Genomic DNA, 21,745 nt, shown 5'->3' on the forward strand with positions numbered 1-21,745 from the left:
CCGAATGCTATAACGAGCAATCTCATAAACGCCTTGAAAGCGTTCTTTGTTACATGAGAAGTTGGCAAGAGCCAGGTAGAGTATGACCGACAAAAAATTCTTATGCACCACGTGTGACCAAGAACTCCAGATATGTCATTGCGAATGTTCAAGCATGTTCGTAGCGGGCACTAAACGTCTTTGTGAGCTCTTGGAGTTCTGCCTCAAGAAGACGGATCATGAATTAATCATCTCTTCGCCTTGGATAACGGACAAAGCCGTGCGGACGATCACCGAGCGTTTGGCAAAGGAGGCGCATCGGATATCAATACATATTTACACCGACTACGCGTCAAACCGGGAAGAGCCAGGTTTGAGTAAAAATAAGCGGCAGACCCTCACCCAGGGCAGCAAAGTCACCTTGAAGAAGCGATTTGAGCGGAGCGTGCGGACGCTCCGCTCCCTTGGGATATCAATCCATCAGCTTCGGAACGTTCACAATAAATCGCTCGTTGTAGACGACAAGATCTTCATCGACGGTTCTTTCAATTGGCTTTCTGCAGAGAGGACAGCGAATTCGCCGGTGGTTCGCCACGACTCTGCTTTGGTCATCACCGGCAAACAGGCGCATCGTCATCGATGCGAATATCTGGATGCCCAATACCGGATAGAGCTCGAACCAGAGCCATTGTATCTCGACGACACCGACCGAGACAACGACATAATGGATTTCATTGATCTCAACACTGAAATCGCTCGGTTTCCGAGGAACAAGGATGAACCAATATACACTCGGTCGCTCGCACTTCCGCAGTGCCAGCCTTTGTTCTTTGCCGTCTGCGAGCGGGACAAAGGCAAGGTGATGCGACGTGGTATCGACATGGCCATCCTGAAACTCAATGAGGGATCCGTCCCGCTTATGCGGGAGGAGAATTTTCATATTGAGGACGCTTTGGTCGCTGCGAGGCCATACAATGAATACGACGACGAGCAAAAGCGCTTCGTAGTTTTCAGGGTTGAGCGCAGAAACCTCGCCACGGATATCAGGTTAACGGGCACGTTCTCGCGGAGTAGGCCTCTCCGCGATAGCAAAACTCCACTCCAGACACATGACATCATTCCACCAAACGCGTTGTGCCTGCTTCCAACGGTCTTCGAAGAGAGCTAAGAGGGATTGGGAATGACACGCCCCTATGTATTGCCTGCGGCTGCGCTTTCTGCCCTGACTGACGTGGCCGAAAGCCTAGCCAGGCATATGCCGATTGATTGTAAGATCGATGGAGTTGACAGGATCACGCAGCACCGCTACTCGAATTCGCTCATCGAAAACTCGCCTGCACAGTCAGCCGCAGGTCGCATTCTGTAAGAATGCAAATATGCTTCGCGGCTTCGGTCTAAATGAATTTAGCGCAGCCCGACGCAACGGCCGGGCAGCGCAAATGCTTTAGGGCGCTATGGTAGCTCCGCGCATCCACTAGGCGTGAACCCCGCGGCTCCCATACTTCTATAGTCCGTCGCGATATTGACGAGCTGGGACATTGCTTTTGCAAATTGCATAGGAACGATGCCGCTCGTCACGAGCGCAGACCGGAGGCGAATTTTCGCCGGGGCAATGCCTGTCAGTTTGGTCAAAACGCCTGGATCATTCTTGAAAAAGCTGATGCGATCGAGATGCTTCTGGATTGGCGTCCGCTTGCCGTTTCGCATTCCCGTCGTCGTGTAATCAGCAAGACGTTCACCAACTTCACCAACCGTTCGATCGAGCAGCAGCCGTTTGCACTCAATGATCCAGACATCACCCTCCTTGTTCCAGGCGAGCACGTCTACATCTCCAAGTTCCTTCTTTCCGTGGAACTGTGTCATCAGCTGATCGGGCAGTGCCGTCAGGCCAAGCTCCGTCAATCGCGCCGCAACGGAATGATTGAAGGCATGCCCGCGCTGATCGACGACTTTGCCGATCCATTTTCCGATCTCTTTGGTATCGAATAATTCGGCTCCTAACCTGCCTTCGATAACCTCGAAGTAGCGCCGAACGACTCGTAACAGGAGTACCGAAGAAATCAGGATTTCGGGGTCCTCGCCATCGCTCAACTGAACAAACGGGCGTCGCGTCAGCGACAGCTTCCTGTTCATTCTCCAAGGCTCCCAATCCCGCGGACGGGCGCCTTCCGGCTTTAACTCGTCCCACTGGGGCCTCGGCCTTAAGGTGAGAGATACGTAGGCGCGATCAACGTCGACATCGGTGCCGAGATCAGCCAGCAGTCCACGAAATTCGGTTCTGGTCATCGAGACCAGGATATCACCATTTCCGAGTGCCATTTCCGCCACGCTGTGCGACAGCTCGATGAGCTCCGCTAGCCCCATGCCGAACTCAGCGCGCACCCCCGCGATGAGGTCGGGATCGAGCACCGGAGCCGTGGGGCTCCGCGCGTCAGGCTCGGATTTGTCAAATGAATCCGCGTAGCCTGCGGCCGCATCGCGAAAGGCGCGGTCACCGTGCGCGTGAGTATAGGGCTTATGCAGCTGATCGTAGAAACCCTTATCAAAGAGGAAGCATCCACTCGGTGTGATCCTAAGAGGACCTGTTGCCAAACCGTAGTAGTAGGCATCGCTTTGCGTCGCACAGTCTATCAGTGTGCAGACTTCCGCAAGCAGTTGGTCGAAGTCGATCTCCGTGCAGGAAATGCCGCCTTCGGTCGGGCAGGTACACAACGCCATTTCCGCCATCGCTCGGCTGGCCACTCCGGCCGAAGCCCGCTTGCCCTCCTGCTCATTGTGTGTCGACAGGACATCTCCCTGATCCTTGTGCAGGGCAAGAAGCGCTGCAGCGGTCTGGCCCCACTCGGCTCTATCCCGATCGATAGCCTCATGGTTAACAACCGCTTTCACGACCAGACTTCGTCGATCAATCGTTGCCAGCCGAGCACGGATTCTATCCCAAAGCCGAATCACCGCAGCATGTAGCAGAGATTTGACATTGCCTTGCTCAACAATCCCACGCCCCGTTGCGCCAGCTAGCGTCGCCAGCCCGAGGTCGGACCAGGCCCGGTCTTCGTCTGATTGATAGAGCGGCGTCGGCAGGGGCAACGCCGCCTGGATCATCTGCTCGGGGTCTCCTGCCGGGATCGCATGTGCAAAACGGGCGTCCTTAGTGCCAGCAATCATTGCAGCGAGCTCGTCCGCCCAATCGACTGAGCGAGGCAATCCCGCCAGCTGGCTGGCGCCAAGCGCCATCGCTGCGATGAGATAACGCTCCGCAATGTTCGTCTCGTGGATGTAACCACATAGACTGGCAATCCTTGAATCGATCCTGATCACGCCGCTCGACACTGTCACATTCGGACGCGCGAGCTGATCGGCAGCGATCGGGGCCAGTTGTGACAGGTCTTCAAGATCAGAGAACAGTAATTCCATCGCAACCGGGCCGGCCGGCAGGGTTGTCAGCTCATGCTCTAAAAGAGGCGCCAACCTGAGCAGCCATTTCTGTGCCGCGTCCCAGATGTTCAGGGTCAACGCCCGATTGCCAAACGGTCCGAATTCCTGGTCGATCCACCACGGTCTCTGCTCTGTTTCGACGACAACGCGCAATTTGTCCTGGAGAGCATCCATCGGCGAAACGAAAATGGGGAGTTGACTGACTTCCTTGAAGTACGAGGACGTGGAACGCCTTTGCACCTCGATGAGCGACCGCCCGTCCGGTCCTATAGTGAGATGGTAGTCGCTCTCCGTTCTTATTCGATGACGCGCCAGACCGGCGTAGCCACCGTCGAGGGTCGCTATCCCTGACAACGGCAATTCGACGGGCACAACTTCAAAATTGCGTTCCTGCAGATAACCGTAGAGATTGATGAAGCCGTAAGGGTTTTCGATTTGCCAACCGCGCGAGTGAAGCTTCTCCTGTTGCTCCAGGATTTTCCAGATCCGCTTCGCGGTGAAGTCCCCATCCCAGCTCATTCTTAACCCATCGCTCAGCGACAAGTCGACGTGATGCCAACTGGCCGGAGAAGATGCAGCATCTCTAGCCGATCCTCGCCCTACTCCGCCATGGACGAAAAGAGTTAGCCCGTGCCGATAGTTGGGGCGACTGGCAAGTTCGGTTTCAGCGTCGCGAACCGATTCCATCACTCCTTCGCCCACCTCGGATACTCCGAGCAGTCCTGTTTGCAGTGTCTCGGTAAGATCGTCGCCAATGTGCACAATAACAGCATGGCAGCCATCTCCGAATGTCGTCCTAATTAGGGTGGTGCGCGAATTCAGCTGCTCCAGATCGTCATCCGAAATCCGATTGCTGAAGCCAAGATTTGATGCGAAAAATGTCCGAACGTCCTGAAGCTCGACAGCACGGAGCGCGGCCTCGAGGCGCGGCAACGCGTTCTCCGATTGGGCAAACTCCAGAATAAAGCGGCGTGCTGCTGCCCCGATTGCGGTCGGCAAGGCGAGGAGCCAGTCGTTTCCCTGCCTCAGCAATGGGTACCGCTCCAGGACCGAATGCCCGAGCACGTCTGACCCAATGACGTCGCGCTCATCGTCTGCAAGAACAAAGGGGGCGATTTGCCAAGCATGAATACGAAGGTTTTCCAGGTCCTGGACGCTGAACCGCGCGGCTGACCGCGTTGCCTCGGCTGTACCTGGCGAAACGGTGACTTTTTTTCCAGGGCGGGACGCACATTTGCCATAGCGTTTGACACCGGTTCGCTCCGAAACCCCGCGGGCAATTTGGAGAATGGCCATCACGTGGTGATAGGCGGCTTGAGCCCATTCCTCATCGGGCAAACAGAGCAGGGCAGCCAGGAGGTTCTGAAGGTAGTACCCGTTATCAATCCAAGAGCCTTCGAGCAGGACGACGCCGCCTCCCCATGCTGGCACGACGGTGGCAAAAACATCTTCGACAGGATCCTCACCGAGGCCAAGGGGGTCTTGAAGCAGGTCATCATTGAGCCACTCACGGATCTGGGCATCAGACGGGATTTGCGTTCCCCGGCAGAAAGCGACGGCGAGATGGATCAAGGCCTCGATCCGGTACGTGGCAACCTGGTTTTCGGGGATCGTCGACAGACCCGATAGCGTCTGGACGAGGTGGAGGCCGTCGAACTTCACTAGCCGCGCACACAGTTTTGCCTGCCGCGTAGCCAGGGCATTAAGGTGAAGGCCCTCCCCTAATTGGTTATGTAGCTTTCCAGTTAACAATCGCAATCTCGCTCCAGCATTTTTACAACATGACGGGTACCTCTAGTCGATCGTGCTGGTAATGTTAGGCAACTCTTTTTGGGAGGCTGCCAACTTCGTCCCCAGCCTTCTAGGCAACTTGGGGGATTAACCTGCTTCATTTCCTCTATTTATCTGTATTTGCTTGAATATCTTTCAAAAAAAACGGCTGACAATCGGGATTGAGAAAATAGCCGGATGGCATCGTAATAACTAATTTGGCGGTTTGCGTCTATCCCACGCGACGTACGGTATCACCGTTTGCCTTCAACAGAGACATCAGCATCGGTCCAAGCGAGAATTCCCCACGTTCCGCGCGTTTCGTGAGGTCGCGAAGATAGCCTCCAGCAGAATTTATGAAGTTTGATCGCTCGAGAATGCACGCCATAGCCACTGCGGCATTTTCTGGCCCCATCGCATTGCAGGCCTCCTCATAGGCTGACGGGCTGACACCCAACATGGAGCGGACCACCACGGCCGCAGTCATCAGCTCTCGCCAATGTGCAACGCCGCCGCCCGGCCCATAGTCTCCAATCTGCGGACAAGCTCGAAGAACCATTCCCAGCGGGAACACTTTGATCTGTTCGAGCTTTGCCTTCGTCTCTCCAGGCGTCACACTCGTTGCTTGAGGCTCTTCCGGCACGCTCTCGCCCTGCTCTTTTTCGGAGCTAGGTTCAAGTTCATTTATAGATTCGGTATTTGAATTCTGTATGTGGCGGTCATTCGGGATGGCATTGCCGTGCATATTTTTGGTTTCTGATTGCATTTCCAGAAGGTTGAGTGCCTCAGAACGCAAGAGCTCCATCTCATCGAGTGTGGCTTCGACTTGATTTCTGTCCGGATAGCGAGGATGCCGCCCCAGAATTCCAATATACATCATTTCGACATGCTCCCAATTGCCGGGAGCGCCTTCCTCAATCGCAGCTGTTATCAACTTGCGGACATCTCGGCGGCAGATCGTGAGTGCTTCCTTCGCCCGGCGAAAGCGCATACGCTCCGCGGCTACGTCCTGAGCCAGCAAGGCAAGCTCGGTCGCACGCGCAAGCAGCGGGCTCAGATCAAAGCCGTAAGCCTGTTCGATCACCCCAGCTCGATCGCGGTGTGCATAACGTTTTCCGTTTGGACTATCACGACGCTGGATAAGTCCTGCATCGACGAGTGCTCCGAGTTGGCGGCGCAGTGTACTCTCGGTAATCCCGTGAGCGCGAACGGACAGCTGCGCATTGGATGGAAATACAACAAGTCCGTTCTCGCCATCGAGCTGTGGATCAGGGTAGAACGTCAAAAGGGCATCGAGAACGGCAAGCGCTCTGTCTTGCAGGCCAAAGCGTTCCCTCGCTTCGCACACATCGCGAAATACTTTCCACTTTTCGACACGCGTGCCTGGTGTTGAAGCCGCGATCGCCAATTGCCCTTTCACCAAGGCAAGCGTCGCCGGCCGCCGCCCAAAGGGCGTCGTTACATGTCTCGTTTGCATTTTTCTTTCACCTTTCTTCAGGCAAAGGAAATTCGCTCACCAAATCGGTGCCAAGACTCTTGACTGTGATTCCGGGAAATGCGATTCTCAATCCTGCGAGAGATACGAGAGAGGCTTCCACGGTTTACCGTTTGGGGGCCTTTTTCTTTTGCGGTTTATTCTCCGTTGTTTTCCTGCTTCGATCCTCGGTACTCGTCGTACAGGCGGTCCATGTGGGCTGAAAGCCACTCGCTGAAGGGCTTCGCTTCCACATTCGAAAGCTCGATCGCAACCTTCTTGGATTTGGCGTTCATCACGAAATCCAGTGATGTATCGCTCGACGTCCAAACCTTCCCGGACACAGTGGACTTGGGCTTTTTTGCCGCCGATTTGACCTTGTAGCGCTTCAGGTAGTCATGAAGTTCATCGAACCGCTTGTCCTCTGTCAGCTCAGCGAACTCCGCGGTTCCTGCATGTTCCGTAGCTGCCTTCAAGAGGGCAGGGGCGAGAACCAATTGACGGAGGCTCAGCCACTTGTCACGTCCGATCTTCTTGGATGCTCCAAGCACCTTGAGGACCGAGGCTGGAACTGCCTCCACAACACCAAGCATCTTTGAGAGCATCGCCTCATCGATCGCGAGCGACGACCGAACCACATCCTTCGTCATTCCGGACGCGAGTAGGTTCTGTGCGAAGTAAGCGCGCTCGATGAACGACAGATTCGAGCGGGCGGAATTTTCTTGCCCTTGGGCGATTGCTGACGTGATGTCGTCCAGTTTCTTGACGACTGCCTTGACCGGAATGCCAAGTTCGTTGGCGACTTTCAGACGGCGGTGACCAAAGACCACCATGAACCGCTGGCTATCTGCCTGACTGGGTCGAACCAGAATGGGCGTTGTCTGGCCGGATGTCTTGATCGCCTGCTTTAGCTCCTGGTACTCGTCGCCATCGTCGGAAAGGCGATCGGCGACAAACGAAACGTCAATCAACCGCGGATCCAGATCCACGATCACCTCGCCTTCCATCAGCTTCTTGGTGTTCTCGGCCAAGTCCTCGATGGAGCGAACGACAGTCTTTGCTGCCCCCGTCATGCCGTACCCAGGCTTTGTCGGTGTCTGGTTAGAAGCGATGGAAGCCATGTCCAGCTTCGCAAAAGGATTTTCACGCGCCATAGCCGGCCTCCAAACTCGCTTTCAACGTCGCCAAGAAATTGATATGCCTCATAAATCCCCGCGAAAAAACGGCTGACAAATACGTCATTTCCGCCCCCATGCGCCGTGGATTAGTTCCATGATTTCGCCGTTGGCTGCGTTCAGGCTTTCCATCGCCCGGTCATAGGTAGACCGGACGAAATCACCCCGCTCTACCTCGTATAAGGTCTGCTTCTTTATTGAAGCATCGGAAATTGCCGTCGATTTCAGGACGTGGTTTCGCAACATCTGCTGGGCGAACATGGATTGCATGAATCCGACCATCTGTGCCTGTGGAATGTCCGTCGGCTCGAAGCGAGTTACAAGATAGCGGAACCACTCAACACGCATTTCAGCGCCAGCCTCTGCGACGGGGCCCATAATTCCGCCTAACATCATCAGAAATTGGCTCATCGACATGATGTCCAGCATCTGAGGATGGATCGTAATCAGAATGCCTGTCGAGGCCATGAGCGCCGTTATCGTCAGGTATCCCAGTTGTGGTGGGCAATCGATGACCACGATATCGTACCTGTCGTCCACCTGCTTCAGCGCGTTGAAAATGCGCATATAGAACAGTCGGCCGTCCTCACCCTTCTTGGAGGAGATTGCCAGGGGAACATCATACTCATACTCCTGCAGGACCAGATTTGCAGGAACCACGTCCAGGCCAGGAATGTTCGTTGGCTGGATGACTTCCGCGATCGACCTCCGTTCATCATCGAAACGAAGCGCCTCGTAAAGGGAGGCCGTATCATCGAGTTCAGGTTGGATTCCAAACAGGGAAGTCAGCGATGCCTGCGGATCCAGGTCGACCGCCAGTACGCGATGGCCGGTGAGAGCGAGATATTGAGCAAGGTGCGCGGCGGTCGTCGTCTTCCCGCTCCCGCCCTTGAAATTCACGACCGATACGACCTGCATCGGCTCGCCTTCACGACGACGGGGAACGTAGTATCTCTTATCAGATTTTTTATTGGCCTCCAGATAATCACGAAGCTCGAGCATCTGGTCAGCCGTGTAGTAGCGCCGCCCACTGACCGATTCTATCTCGGGACCCTTACCTTCCGAATGAATCTGTCGAAGATGGCTTTGGGTGACCCCGATGAAGTCAGCGACCTCTCCCAATTGGAACTTGCGCAGTCCCTTGCGAGCATCTGGCGGATACTGTTGTCTGCGCAGCATATGCAACGCGTTTGAGATCTTTGCCCCTTGCTGGGCAATCTCGATATCAAAACGATTAGGCTGCTGATGGCTCATTTTGCAAACTATTTCCCGGGAGGCTAAACTTTCGAAAAAATGGCCCCATAGCCATAATTTTCGCAACTATCTCCCGATTCTCAGATAGCCGCAAGAGAATTAAGGTTAACAAAGGGTTAAGGCAAAATCGACGGGTTGCACACCCATAGCTTCTTTTCCTTGCGTTTTCACGGATTTAGCTAGGGGGATGGCCCGCCGCGTTCATGGTCCGTTTTACTGTGAATCCTACAATGCGCCCCGCGTTTATGTGGCTGCGCAAGGCCCCCTCGATCACCCCTTATCGCTTTTCCTTGCCGACTCGCGTGAGTGCGACTTGTAGGATCCTACAACTGCCTCTCGATTCAATTCTGTGCTGATTTCGCCGCCACCAACAACGACGGAGAAAGTTCATGCAGGTTCTCGCGTTTTCAGCACCCCGGACGATTCAAGAGGCTCACCTCCTTCACCTCCACTACCAGCTACGTGCGCGGGTTTTTTCCGACCGCCTCGGTTGGGAGGTGGACGTAACGGCGGGGTACGAGTCCGATGGCTTTGACGCGCTTCGACCGACCTATGTTCTCGCCATCGCCGAGACCGGCCAATTGGCTGGGTGCGCGAGACTTCTTCCGGCGCTTGGTCCGACGATGGTGGCCGATGTTTTCCCCTCGCTTCTCCCCGACGGTCAGCTCAACGGTCATGCCGCGATGATCGAGAGTTCCCGGTTCTGCGTCGATACGGCTCTCACGGAGGGGAGGGCGGACGGCTCGGTCCATGAAGCGACGCTCACCATGTTCGCTGGCATCATCGAATGGTGCATGGCGAATGCGTACACTGAGATTGTTACGGTGACCGATCTTCGGTTTGAGCGGATCCTCGCTCGCGTTGGGTGGCAGCTGCATCGTTTAGGCGAACCCAAGAAGATCGGCGTGACGATGGCCGTAGCAGGCACGCTGTCCGCCGACGCAGATACGTTCCTCAGGCTTCGCCCCTCCAACTACCGTTCTGAACTCGCCCCCTGTCAGCCTGGCAGCCTAAGGAGAAATACGTGAACCAGCTTCGCTCTCACCCTCGGCTCGTCCGCAAACTTCAGGATGCGCTCGGCGATCAGCTTTGTGTTGCCCTGGATGACGTGAATGTCGTCGAGATTATGCTCAATCCAGACGGAAAGCTGTTCATCGAACGGTTAGGTCACGGCGTTGCGCCCGCCGGCGAGATGTCATCCGCTGCCGCCGAGATGGTCATTGGTACAGTGGCGCACGCGCTGCAGTCAGAGGTCGACACGGAACAGCCCATCATCTCCGGCGAGCTGCCAATCGGTGGCCATCGCTTTGAGGGACTGTTGCCCCCCGTTGTCACCAAGCCTGCCTTCGCGATTCGTCGCCGGGCATCACGCCTCATTCCGCTCGAAGACTATATTTGCGCCGGCGTGATGACAGAATACCAAGCCGCAACGATCCGCAGTGCCATTTCCACGAGGCTGAACATCATCATTTCCGGGGGAACGGGCTCGGGCAAGACGACGCTTGCGAACGCTGTGATCCGAGAGATCGTCAAATCCGCCCCAGACGATCGCCTCGTCATTCTCGAAGACACCGCCGAAATCCAGTGCGCAGCCGAGAACGCCGTTCTCCTCCATACCAGCGATACGATCGACATGGGGCGGCTACTCAAAAGCACGATGCGCCTGCGTCCCGACAGGATCGTCGTGGGCGAGGTCCGCGACGGCGCCGCTCTGACGCTGCTCAAAGCTTGGAACACCGGCCATCCAGGGGGCGTAGCGACCATTCATTCGAATACCGCCATGTCGGCGCTTCGCCGTCTCGAACAGCTGACCGCTGAGGCAAGCCAGCAGCCAATGCACGAGGTAATCGGCGAAGCGGTCGACCTGATCATCTCGATCGAGCGGACCCCGCGCGGGCGGATTGTTCGCGACATCATCCAAGTCGAGCGGTTCATCAACGGACGGTATCAGGTCGAGTCCGATCAAGTCGCCGAAGAACAGGAGGCTCGCCATGTCGCGTAACAAGCCATTCATCGCCATCATGCTCCTGGCGGCACCCATCGTTCTTGCCTCTGTCGCGCCGGCGCTCGCCAGTTCCGGCGGCGGCCTACCATGGGAAGGTCCTTTGCAGCAGATCCAGGAGTCGATCACCGGCCCAGTTGCGGGTGCGATCGCGCTTGCAGCCGTGGCGATCGCCGGCGGCATGCTCATCTTCGGCGGGGAACTGAACGATTTTGCGCGGCGCCTTGTCTACGTCGTCCTCGTCGCCGGTATCCTTCTCGGCGCCACCAACATCGTCGGCCTTTTCGGCGCAACCGGTGCGTCGATCGGGCTATCCGACGAGCCGGTGACATCAACTGGTCCGGGCAGAGGAGGGGAGGGAGATAATGGCTGAGTCCCTGTCCGGCCTGCGGCGTAACCGCATTCATCGAGCGCTGTCTCGCCCAAATCTGCTGATGGGTGCCGACCGGGAACTGGTGCTGATCACCGGCCTTGCAGCCGTGATCCTGATCTTCGTCGTGCTGACAGTTTATTCGGCGCTCTTCGGAATTGCCGTCTGGGTCATGATCGTTGGCGCGCTGAGGATGATGGCGAAGTCCGACCCGCTCATGCGGCAAGTCTATATCAGGCACATTTCCTTCAAGCCCGCCTACAAGGCGACCACTTCGCCCTGGCGACGGTATTGAGGAGGAGGCCATGGTAGCTCTCAAGCGCTTCCGGGTGACCGGCCCCTCCTTTGCCGATCTCGTTCCTTATGCCGGCCTCGTCGACAACGGCGTCCTCCTCTTAAAGGACGGGAGCCTGATGGCCGGATGGTACTTCGCGGGACCAGATTCCGAAAGCGCGACCGATCTGGAGCGCAACGAACTGTCCAGGCAGATCAATGCCGTCCTGTCGCGGCTTGGAAGCGGCTGGATGATTCAGGTCGAGGCCATCCGCATTCCCACGGTCGACTATCCATCGGAAGACCGTTGTCACTTTCCCGACCCGGTGACCCGCGCGATCGACGCCGAGCGGCGCGCACATTTCGCACGTGAGCAGGGACATTTCGAGAGCAAGCATGCACTGATCCTGACCTATCGGCCACTCGAGTCCAAGAGGACCTCTCTCAGCAAATATATCTATTCCGATGAAGAGAGCCGGAAAAAGTCTTACGCAGACACGGTGCTCTTCGTGTTTAAGAGCGCAGTACGAGAGCTTGAGCAGTATTTAGCCAACACCCTTTCGATCCGGCGAATGGAAACCCGCGAAACGATCGAGAGGGGAGGGGAGAGGGTTGCTCGCTACGACGAGCTCCTTCAGTTCGCCCGATTCTGCATCACTGGCGAAAGCCATCCAATCCGGCTTCCCGATGTTCCCATGTATCTCGACTGGATCGCCACCGCCGAGCTTGAGCACGGACTGACGCCGAAGGTCGAAAACCGTTTCCTCGGCCTCGTTGCGATCGATGGTCTGCCGGCCGAAAGCTGGCCGGGGATTCTGAACAGCCTTGACCTGATGCCGCTCACCTATCGGTGGTCATCGCGCTTCATTTTCCTTGATGCCGAGGAGGCCCGGCAAAAGCTCGAACGCACGCGCAAGAAATGGCAGCAGAAGGTGCGGCCGTTCTTCGACCAGATCTTCCAGACACAAAGCCGCTCGGTCGATCAAGACGCTATGACAATGGTTGCTGAAACCGAGGATGCAATCGCACAGGCCTCATCGAAGCTTGTTGCCTATGGCTATTACACGCCCGTCGTCGTGTTGTTCGACATTAATCGCGAAGCACTGCAGGAGAAGGCCGAAGCGATCCGGCGACTGATCCAGGCGGAAGGTTTCGGCGCACGGATTGAAACGCTGAACGCCACCGACGCCTATCTCGGTAGTCTTCCCGGCAACTGGTATTGCAACATCCGTGAGCCGCTGATCAACACCAGCAATCTTGCCGACTTGATCCCGCTGAACTCGGTCTGGTCCGGAAGCCCGATCTCCCCATGCCCGTTTTACCCGCCGAACTCCCCGCCTTTGATGCAGGTTGCGAGCGGATCGACTGCGTTCCGTCTGAACCTGCATGTCGATGATGTTGGCCACACACTGATCTTCGGTCCGACCGGCTCGGGCAAGTCGACTCTTCTGGCTCTGATCGCTGCGCAGTTTCGCCGGTACGAGAATGCGCAGATCTTCGCCTTTGACAAAGGCAGCTCGCTGCTGCCGCTAACGCTCGCCGCCGTTGGCGATCACTATGAAATCGGTGGCGACAATGCGGAAGAGGGGAGGAACTTGGCTTTTTGCCCATTATCCGAACTCCGGACTGATGCCGACCGCGCCTGGGCGACAGAATGGATCGAGATGTTGGTCGGCCTGCAAGGCGTTACTATCACCCCAGATCATCGCAACGCCATTTCTCGGCAGATCGGCCTCATGGCGAGTGCATCCGGTCGCTCGCTATCGGATTTCGTCAGCGGCGTTCAGCTGCGCGAGATCAAGGACGCGTTGCACAACTACACCGTCGACGGCCCCATGGGCCAGCTGCTCGATGCGGAAGAGGATGGCCTCACACTCGGCGCATTCCAGACTTTTGAGATCGAGCAGCTGATGAATATGGGTGAGCGCAATCTCGTGCCCGTGCTGACCTACTTGTTCCGCCGGATCGAAAAGCGTTTGGACGGGTCGCCGAGCCTGATCGTGCTCGACGAGGCGTGGCTGATGCTCGGCCACCCTGTATTCCGCGACAAGATCCGCGAGTGGCTCAAGGTGCTCCGGAAGGCGAATTGCGCCGTCGTTCTTGCGACCCAATCGATATCCGATGCCGAGCGGTCCGGAATCATCGACGTGCTGAAGGAATCCTGCCCGACAAAGATATGCCTCCCAAACGGCGCCGCTCGCGAGTCGGGGACGCGAGAATTCTACGAGCGCATCGGCTTCAACGAGCGACAGATCGAGATCGTCGCCACCGCCATGCCGAAGCGCGAATACTACGTCGCCACGCCGGAAGGCCGGCGGCTCTTCGACATGTCGCTTGGGCCAGTCGCCCTGAGCTTTGTCGGCGCGGCGGGCAAAGAGGATCTCAAACGAATCCGCGCCCTGAAATCCGAACATGGCCACGACTGGCCGATCCGCTGGCTTGAAACGAGAGGACTTTACGATGCCGCATCGCTACTCAAGTACGAATAAATGGTTCGCTATCCTCGCGGCGGCCGCCGCCCTCACGGTCGTCAATCAAGGTTCGGTACAAGCCGGTTCAGCTACCGGCGCGGCGACGGAATGGACACAGCTCGCCAACAACGCGCAGCTCGTGGATCTCATGAAAAGTTCCGGCATCCAGGTCGACAACCAGTTGACCCAGATCGGCCAGCTAGCAGAGCAGATCCAGAATCAGCTGAAAATCTACGAGAACATGCTGCAAAACACAGCGCAACTTCCTGAGCATGTCTGGGGGCAGGTCGAAAACGATCTCAACCAGCTGCGCAGTATCGTCGAGCAGGGTCAAAGTATTTCATTTTCCATGGGCAATGCCGACGATGTTCTTCAGCAGCGCTTCCAAAGTTACGCTGACCTGAAGACAAATTTGCCTGATAACGCAACGTTCTCTTCGACCTACCAGTCCTGGTCGGACACCAACCGCGATACCATCGCCAGCTCGCTGAAGGCAGCGAGCCTGACGGCCGACCAATTCGATAGCGAGGAAGATACCATGTCCTCGCTGCGTTCGATGTCTGAATCGGCTGACGGACAGATGAAGGCCTTGCAGGTTGGGCATGAGATCGCCGCTCAGCAGGTCGCGCAGACGCAGAAGCTTCGCGGCCTCGTCTCACAGCAGATGACGATGATGGGAACCTGGCTGCAAACTGAACAGACCGACAAGGACCTGGCACAGGCGCGGCGGGAGAAATTCTTCAGTGCGACGGCTCCTTCCACCTCAGGCGGCGAGAAGATGAAGGTGGAATGGTGAGAACGAAAGCGGTCCTGATTGCAATCGCAACGATTCTGGCTGCGGGCAGCGCCGGCATTTGGATGGTGATCTCCGAAAAGCAGGAAGCTCAAGAGCGCAGGGCGAAGTTCTTCGGCTCGTCGAGCAACCACCCGACATCCGGTGGCGAAAAGATGAAAGTCGAATGGTGACAGGATGACCGCAACGACGACACTTTATCAATTACGGGCCGCCATGCTCTTTGCCGCCTTTACGGCGGTCGCGGCCCAGCCGGCCCTTGCGCAGGAAGGGTCAGTATTGACGTCGCTCCAGAGCCAGATCACGACTGCAGCGAAGGGGTGGGAAACCACCGTCATGGATGCGGCCAGATCTCTGTTCTGGATCCTCGCAACGATCGAGATCGGCATTGCCGCCGTCTGGCTGGCAATCCAGTCCGCCTCGTTGGATAGCTGGTTCGCTGAACTTGTGCGGCGGATCATGTTTGTTGGATTCTTTGCCTTCGTGCTCGCGCAGGGACCGACGTTCGCCAAGGCGGTCGTGGATAGCCTCTTCCAGATCGGCGCAGGGGGAGGGACGGCGTCACCAGCTGACGTGTTCAACGCCGGTCTCACAGTGGCAACGAAAATGTCGGAGAAGGTACAGTTCGGTCTCTTCGAAGATAACGCGTTGGCAATCTCAGCGGCGTTCGCGATGGTCGTGACGGTTATCGCGTTTTCGCTTGTCGCCGCGATTTTCGTGTCGGTCATGGTCGAAATGTATATCGGGCTTCTCGCTGGCATGATCATGCTCGGCCTTGGCGGATCGTCCTTCACCAAGGATTTTGCGGTCCGCTACTTGGTCTATGCTTTCTCCGTCGGAATGAAGCTCATGGCACTTGTCATGATCTCCCGCATCGGCTCCGAAGTGCTGATCGGCCTCGCCAATCAGCCCGATATCGGCGACCAGTTTCAGACCGCTCTCGCCATCGCTGGAATCGCCGTCGTCGTTTTCATTATCGCGATGTACGTCCCGAACATCATGCAGGGCGTTGTGCAGGGCGCATCTGTCTCTGGTGGTATGGAGGCAATCCGACACGGTGGGCAAGCGGTGTCTTTCGCTGCGGGCGCTGGATTCCTCGCCGCTGGCGCGGCGGGCGCGGGTTTTGCGGCGGCACAAGCGGCACGCGCTGGTGGCTCATCGGTCGCTGGTGCTGCTCTGCGCGGCATGGGCGCGAGCTTCACTTCCGGCGCACAGGCTGCGGGATCAGCCGCGAAGGAAAAAGCGATCGGTTCTCCCGGCGCCTATGCGGGGTCGATTCTCGGGTTGGCCAACGCGAAGCTCGATGAACAGCGTGGCGGTCACAGCGGACCGAAACCTCTTCCCGAACGCAACGACAAACCATAATCGAAACAAGGGAAGAACAAATGGCCGCGAACCGCGCCCCGGAAAACCCGTATCTTGCCGCTCGCCAGGAATGGAGTGAACGCTATGGCTCCTATGTCCAGGCGGCGGCCGCATGGCGCATCGTCGGAGTCCTTGGGCTGGTCATGGCGGTGATCGGCTTCAGCTATGCGATGTATCTGAGCACGCAGGTAAGGCTCGTGCCTTACATCGTCGAGGTAGACAAGCTTGGGACCGCCGTCACAGCAGGCTTTCCGCAGCAGATCGAGTATGCCGATGTGCGCGTGGTGCGCGCCACGCTCGGCAACTTCATCACCAGCTTTCGATCGATCACGCCGGACGCAGTGGTGCAGAAACAATATATCGACCGCACCTATGCGCTTTTGCGCACGTCCGATCCGTCGACGGAGAAGGTCAACGCCTGGTTCCGAGGCAATTCTCCGTTTGAGAAGGCGAAGGCTTCGACAGTTGCTATCGAGGTCAACAACATCGTCGCGCTTTCGAACCAGACCTATCAGATCGACTGGACGGAATATGAGCGGGACCGCAAGGGCAAGGAAACCGGCACGAGGCGGTTTCGCGGAATCGCGACTGTGACGATCACCGCGCCACAGGATGAGGCGACAATCCGCCTCAATCCAATCGGCCTTTATGTCCGGGATTTCGATTGGACGGCACAGCTTTAAGGGCAGGGGATTCTCAATGTACACAACACGACTACTGTTGGCAGCCGCCGGCTGCATGGCCGGGCTTGTCCTTGCGGCGGGCGCACATGCGCAGAGCATGACGAGCAATGAAGTAAAAGGAACAAATCTTTCCAGGAAATGGCGCGGCACACCGGGGCTGGTCACGACAGGTCCGGACGGAAAGGTTATCTTTCTGTTCGGCGAGACCCAGCCGTCCGTCGTCTGCTCTCCTCTCCAGGTCTGCGACATCGAACTTCAGGGTGGCGAGATCGTTCGCGACGTCCTCGTCGGCGACACCGTGCGCTGGAAGGTAGAGCCGGCCACTTCTGGGGCCACAGGCGGACAGGCCATCCATCTGATCGTCAAACCCTCCGAACCCGGGCTCGATACCTCGATGATCGTCACGACATCGCGGCGAACCTATCATATCCAGCTCAAGTCCCATCCCAGCCAGTACATGGCGCGTGTTGGGTTCGAATATCCGGAAGACGTGTCGACCAAGCTCGCCGACATCAATGCCCGTCTCGAAACCGGCGGCATTCCGGGCACCGCGCCGGACAAGCTGAACTTCTCCTACTCCATTAGCGGGGGCGCCTCGTGGAGGCCGAAACGGGTCTATTCGGACGGGGTGAAGACCTACATCCAGTTCCCGAAGTCGATTTCCGGCCAGGATGCGCCTGTGCTCTTCGTCATCTCCGGCGGTCAAAATCGCATCGTCAATTACCGGATGAAGAACGACATGATGACCGTCGACTATGCGATCGACAAGGCGATCCTCGTTTCCGGTGTCGGTTGGCGGCAACAGAAGATCACGATCCGGCGAGGAGGCTGAACCATGCGCAAGCTTCTCGCATATTTCGTCGTGGGCGCGCTGCTCTCCGGTTGCCAAACGGCGGACGACGCACTGACCACCAGTTCCACACCTGTGGCCGTCACCGGACCGGCTGCAAGCGCCATCGCCGGCGACATGGCAAGTCGTCTGGCCGAACAGATCGGCCCGGCCGGTGCTACGACCACGATCAAAATGGAGACGGACGCATCGGAGTTCGCATCCGCCCTCGAGGCGGCCCTGAAGGGGCGGGGTTATACGGTCGTCAGGGACGGCAAAGTCGCCAAAGACATCAAGCCGGTCGAGCTTGCCTATGCAATTGAGGGAATCGACGGGCAGCTGCTCGCGCGGGTTTCGACGCCTTCGATCGCTCTCGGACGTGCTTATACACCAACGGCGGCAGGCGCCACGCCGGCTAGTCCGCTTTCGATCATGCAGCGTAACTGACGGAGAGCAATATGGTCCAGTCGCTCCAACTTGGCGCGTCAGCCCAGGCCGACGATCAGAATGGCATGCGCCGGCTCAACCGCCTGCCGATCATCGTCGCCATCATCGTCATCGTGCTGTTCGTCGGCGTGGTCGTGATTGGTCTGTCACTGCGCGGGCTTTCCTTCAATCATGGCGACATCGAGGGTGCTTCCAACAGCCCTGCGACCAGTTTCGGCGATCAGCTTAAGCGGGGTGTCACCGACGGCATTATCGGTGACCCAGAGCAGGAGGTGTTTCAACCGACGCCAGTCGTCGCGGAGAAAAAGGAAAAGCAGGAACCGGTCTTCGAGCGCCAACCAACAGATCGACAAGATCGCCGACAAAGGCTCGAATCCGAAGAGGAGTGGAAGGCACGCCTGAAGCGAGAGCAGGATGAACAATATATGCGCGAAGCCCAGCGGCAACGGATGGCGCGTCTCCAGGCCCGTTCCACGGCGCTCGATTCGCCGCTAAAGGTAGACATCTCCGATGTCGAGAAGGCTGCAATCTCCACCAATGACACCGTCCGCCAGCCGACAAATGCCGTGACGAGCAGCGCCTCAGACCTTTATGGCGCGGCCATGAAATCAGGCTTGATGGAGCAGAACGTCGATCAGAACGGGCAGACGTCGAAGGAGGACTTCTTTAATCAGGACATCAAGGATCTCGGCTACCTGCCGAACCAGGTCGTGCCGCAGATGTCACCCAACGAATTGAAGCGCGGTTCAGTCATCCCGGCGACATTGATCACCGGCCTCAATTCCGACCTGCCGGGGCGCATTACCGCTCAGATCAGCCAAAATGTCTACGACAGCGCAACCGGTTATCGCCTTCTCATCCCGCAAGGCGCAAAGCTCTTCGGTCGCTACGATTCCAAGGTGTCTTTCGGCCAGGAACGGGTACTCGTCGTCTGGACGGACCTCATTTTTCCGAACGGGTCTACCCTGCAGATCGGTGGTATGGCGGGCACTGACGCTGAAGGTTATGGCGGCTTCCAGGACAAGGTCGACCGGCATCTCTGGAGAACATTCGGTTCTGCAGCCCTGGTGGCAATCATCGGGGCGGATACCGATATGTCGATGCCTGAGAGTTCGACGCTCGCGACGCAGGACACGGCTTCGGATGCAGCAAGACGGAATTTTGCCGCGTCATTTGGCCGCGTAGCAGAAGAGACGATCTCGAAGAATCTGAACGTTCAGCCGACGATTCGCATCCGGCCGGGCTACAAGTTCAATGTGTTGGTCGATCAGGATGTTATTTTTCATTCTGTCTATAGCGGCCGCTAAACAGCTAACGGACGCTCAGATTTTCGCTTGTCGCTGAACGTCGCAAGTACATTCCGCGCGGGACGCAGGTGTGACTAAAAATCTCTATAAAAATCATCGTCTTTAGATCAGAAAGAGTTGAATACCCGGCAGAGGTCAATAGACCTAAGCGATGCAACGAACGTGGATCTGCTTCGCGTAGAAGCAACTGCCGTATCGTCCAATGTCCCATGTGGTTCCGGCTAGCCGAACGGTGGCAACCGGTACCTCGCGGCGTCAGAACGGCGCGACGAGTGGGAGGCTTGCACCGTCGAAAAAAGGAGAAAAGTTAGTGGACGGTGACCTTCGCTCTCTCATCGATATGACAGAAGCCGCGCATGATGAACGTATGATCAAAAGTGCTTTGAAAACATTTGCGCACGCATGCGGCTTCGACCGTTTTGCTTATCTGCAGACTGAGGGGTTGGAAATCCGCACATTCAACTCCTATCCGGAGGAATGGCAGGGTGTTTATCTCGAAGGCCATTACTCCCGCATCGACCCGGTCGTTACTGAAGCCAAGCGTCGCATGGAAATGTTTTCCTGGACGGCCGACGATTGGCCCGCTCGTGGAACCTCCGAACTCAGGCGTTTTCGGGACCAGGCGATCGAGTACGGAATTCGGAGTGGGGTGACGATCCCCGTCGAAGGAAGTTTCGGGTCGACGATGATGCTGACGTTTGCATCTTCGGCGCCGACGGCTGACGTTTCAAAACTGCGGGATGCGCAACAAGCGATCCGAGCGGTGCTGGTGATCCATTACTGCCTGAAGATTATCGCTGCGACGACCATTGTCGCTCCGAGACGGTTGCTTTCACCAAGAGAAGCAATGTGCCTCATGTGGGCGGCAAAGGGTAAAAGCGCTCCGGAAACCGCAATGCTAACGGGGATCAACCCGAGGACAGTGCAGCACTACCTTGATAAAGCGCGCGAAAAACTTGAGGCTGCGACCGTCCCACAGCTCGTCGCAATTGCTAAAGATCACGGGTTGGTTTGACCGTCATTCATGTTTATCGAGTGGAACCTCGGGGACGTAGCCTAACGCATCGATGATTTCCGAAAGTTCTTCTTGCTGGACTTCAGATTTCTTTTGGCGCGCGACATACTCCTCCTGCAGGCTCTTGAGCACGGCGGCGGAAATTGATGGGTCTGCGGTCGCGCGAGCCCATTCCTCATAGACAGCTTCGTCGGCGGCGATCAGGAGGCGGTGTTCGAGAATTGCCGAGACAGCCAACGCCTCAAGCTTCGACTGTTGCATCGAGCTGAAGCGCGATTCTCTTTTCTTTTCTCGACCATTTGCATCGGATGAGCTCGCTTTGTTCACCCGCTTCTCCCAAACTTTCATTCTCTCACCAAGCGGCCCCGAAGGTTCGCCTACATCAAATGGGACACCGTTACATCCGAAATCTCTTAGTTGCAGACAATGTGCTGATGCTTATATCGACAACTAAACCCATTACCCGCCCGCATTGGCGGGATTTACGGGAAGGAGCTTTACATACTTTAGTTGATAAACTCCGAGTGTGTAAACGGCGATCTTTCGGCGCATGGACATGCGCAAACTGGTCGGCTCGAATTTTGCCCGCCTGCGTCGGGAGAAAGGCCTGACACAGGAAGAGGTCGAGGCGCGTTCTGGTTTCAGCCAGCAATATCTCAGTAGCCTGGAGCGAGGTCGTCGCAACCCAACTTTGATTACGATTTATGAACTGGCTCAAGCCTTAGATGTCAGCCACGTCGAATTAGTGCGACCGATTGGTGAGACCCAAGTGAGTACGCAAACAGGCGCATAATCTGGGATCTCAGCAGCTTCAATCCGGCCCGCGACAACGAGAAATCGTCGAAGCAAGCCAAATGGAATTGAGATTTGTGCTCCTCTCGAGTCCGAACAATCGCTGCGATGAAATTGCAAGGCGCTGCCGCAGACGAGATCGTCGAGGGTTATCCGGCTCTCACTGCGCGCATAGTGGACCTCGCCGCAAGCTACATCTTTACTCCAGGCGACCACTAGAATTGTCAACTTTGTCCATCGAGGCAATTAGCGTGGTGAAGAATTCATAATGCGAGGGCTTTCTCGGCCCCAGGGATTGTGATACAAATCCT

Annotated in this window: 20 protein-coding genes; 15 read left to right on the forward strand and 5 right to left on the reverse strand. The window is 56.9% G+C overall.

Features of this window, described 5'->3' with window-relative positions; genetic code table 11:
- The first annotated feature begins 154 nt into the window (after positions 1–154).
- Positions 155–1,147: a phospholipase D-like domain-containing protein gene (locus RWK44_RS29540; protein WP_316029838.1), complete on the forward strand. Its 993-nt coding sequence runs from the start codon at positions 155–157 to the stop codon at positions 1,145–1,147.
- Positions 1,148–1,431: 284 nt separating this feature from the next.
- On the opposite strand, the gene RWK44_RS29545 is transcribed toward RWK44_RS29540, so the two are convergent.
- From RWK44_RS29545 to repA, 4 genes are all read right to left on the reverse strand, one after another.
- A complete protein-coding gene (locus RWK44_RS29545; RefSeq protein ID WP_316029839.1) occupies positions 1,432–5,172 on the reverse strand; it encodes a hypothetical protein in 3,741 nt (1,246 codons plus the stop codon).
- Between the two features lie 244 nt (positions 5,173–5,416).
- Complete coding sequence (gene repC / locus RWK44_RS29550) at positions 5,417–6,661, reverse strand: plasmid replication protein RepC (RefSeq protein ID WP_316029840.1); 1,245 nt, start codon at positions 6,659–6,661, stop codon at positions 5,417–5,419.
- Between the two features lie 155 nt (positions 6,662–6,816).
- Complete coding sequence (gene repB, locus RWK44_RS29555; RefSeq protein ID WP_316029841.1) at positions 6,817–7,812, reverse strand: plasmid partitioning protein RepB; 996 nt, start codon at positions 7,810–7,812, stop codon at positions 6,817–6,819.
- An 84-nt stretch (positions 7,813–7,896) separates the two neighbouring features.
- On the reverse strand, positions 7,897–9,087 hold the full coding sequence (repA, locus tag RWK44_RS29560) for a plasmid partitioning protein RepA (protein ID WP_316029842.1): 1,191 nt from the start codon (positions 9,085–9,087) through the stop codon (positions 7,897–7,899).
- A gap of 389 nt (positions 9,088–9,476) precedes the next feature.
- On the opposite strand from repA, the gene RWK44_RS29565 reads away from it, so the two are divergent.
- The 13 genes from RWK44_RS29565 to RWK44_RS29625 all read left to right on the forward strand — a co-directional run bounded on the left by RWK44_RS29565 (position 9,477) and on the right by RWK44_RS29625 (position 20,642).
- Complete coding sequence (locus RWK44_RS29565; RefSeq protein WP_127431485.1) at positions 9,477–10,115, forward strand: acyl-homoserine-lactone synthase; 639 nt, start codon at positions 9,477–9,479, stop codon at positions 10,113–10,115.
- On the forward strand, positions 10,112–11,089 hold the full coding sequence (gene trbB, locus RWK44_RS29570; RefSeq protein ID WP_310856111.1) for a P-type conjugative transfer ATPase TrbB: 978 nt from the start codon (positions 10,112–10,114) through the stop codon (positions 11,087–11,089). Before RWK44_RS29565 ends, trbB begins: the two co-directional genes overlap by 4 nt.
- The gene (locus tag RWK44_RS29575; protein WP_310856110.1) at positions 11,079–11,462 is read left to right on the forward strand and encodes a TrbC/VirB2 family protein; all 384 of its coding nucleotides are present in this window, start codon (positions 11,079–11,081) and stop codon (positions 11,460–11,462) included. Before trbB ends, RWK44_RS29575 begins: the two co-directional genes overlap by 11 nt.
- Positions 11,455–11,754 (forward strand): conjugal transfer protein TrbD, encoded by a 300-nt coding sequence (locus tag RWK44_RS29580; RefSeq protein WP_316029843.1) that lies wholly within the window; start codon positions 11,455–11,457, stop codon positions 11,752–11,754. Before RWK44_RS29575 ends, RWK44_RS29580 begins: the two co-directional genes overlap by 8 nt.
- Positions 11,755–11,764: 10 nt before the next feature.
- A complete protein-coding gene (locus RWK44_RS29585) occupies positions 11,765–14,221 on the forward strand; it encodes a conjugal transfer protein TrbE (RefSeq protein ID WP_316029844.1) in 2,457 nt (818 codons plus the stop codon).
- Positions 14,193–14,999 (forward strand): P-type conjugative transfer protein TrbJ, encoded by an 807-nt coding sequence (trbJ, locus tag RWK44_RS29590; protein WP_310856107.1) that lies wholly within the window; start codon positions 14,193–14,195, stop codon positions 14,997–14,999. Before RWK44_RS29585 ends, trbJ begins: the two co-directional genes overlap by 29 nt.
- Entirely contained in the window at positions 14,993–15,169 is a 177-nt protein-coding gene (gene trbK / locus RWK44_RS29595) for an entry exclusion protein TrbK (protein WP_316029845.1), read from the forward strand. Before trbJ ends, trbK begins: the two co-directional genes overlap by 7 nt.
- A gap of 4 nt (positions 15,170–15,173) precedes the next feature.
- Positions 15,174–16,361, forward strand: coding sequence for a P-type conjugative transfer protein TrbL (trbL, locus tag RWK44_RS29600; protein WP_310856105.1), 1,188 nt, complete (start codon positions 15,174–15,176; stop codon positions 16,359–16,361).
- Between the two features lie 20 nt (positions 16,362–16,381).
- Positions 16,382–17,044, forward strand: a complete 663-nt coding sequence (locus RWK44_RS29605) for a conjugal transfer protein TrbF (protein WP_316029846.1) — start codon at positions 16,382–16,384, stop codon at positions 17,042–17,044.
- A gap of 16 nt (positions 17,045–17,060) precedes the next feature.
- Complete coding sequence (trbG, locus tag RWK44_RS29610; RefSeq protein WP_316029847.1) at positions 17,061–17,876, forward strand: P-type conjugative transfer protein TrbG; 816 nt, start codon at positions 17,061–17,063, stop codon at positions 17,874–17,876.
- A gap of 3 nt (positions 17,877–17,879) precedes the next feature.
- On the forward strand, positions 17,880–18,320 hold the full coding sequence (gene trbH / locus RWK44_RS29615) for a conjugal transfer protein TrbH (protein ID WP_316029848.1): 441 nt from the start codon (positions 17,880–17,882) through the stop codon (positions 18,318–18,320).
- 11 nt (positions 18,321–18,331) lie between these two features.
- Positions 18,332–19,627: an IncP-type conjugal transfer protein TrbI gene (trbI, locus tag RWK44_RS29620; RefSeq protein ID WP_316029849.1), complete on the forward strand. Its 1,296-nt coding sequence runs from the start codon at positions 18,332–18,334 to the stop codon at positions 19,625–19,627.
- Between the two features lie 310 nt (positions 19,628–19,937).
- Positions 19,938–20,642: an autoinducer binding domain-containing protein gene (locus RWK44_RS29625; RefSeq protein ID WP_127431476.1), complete on the forward strand. Its 705-nt coding sequence runs from the start codon at positions 19,938–19,940 to the stop codon at positions 20,640–20,642.
- A 3-nt stretch (positions 20,643–20,645) separates the two neighbouring features.
- Here RWK44_RS29625 and RWK44_RS29630 read toward each other — a convergent pair whose 3' ends face one another.
- The gene (locus RWK44_RS29630; protein WP_246763174.1) at positions 20,646–20,969 is read right to left on the reverse strand and encodes a transcriptional repressor TraM; all 324 of its coding nucleotides are present in this window, start codon (positions 20,967–20,969) and stop codon (positions 20,646–20,648) included.
- 223 nt (positions 20,970–21,192) lie between these two features.
- Between RWK44_RS29630 and RWK44_RS29635 the strand changes: the two genes are divergently transcribed.
- Entirely contained in the window at positions 21,193–21,435 is a 243-nt protein-coding gene (locus RWK44_RS29635; protein ID WP_127431474.1) for a helix-turn-helix domain-containing protein, read from the forward strand.
- Positions 21,436–21,745: the final 310 nt, after the last annotated feature.

Origin of the sequence: Rhizobium sp. 25PS6, from assembly GCF_032464655.1 — a bacterium.
In the GTDB taxonomy this organism is placed as follows: Bacteria; Pseudomonadota; Alphaproteobacteria; order Rhizobiales; family Rhizobiaceae; genus Rhizobium; species Rhizobium laguerreae.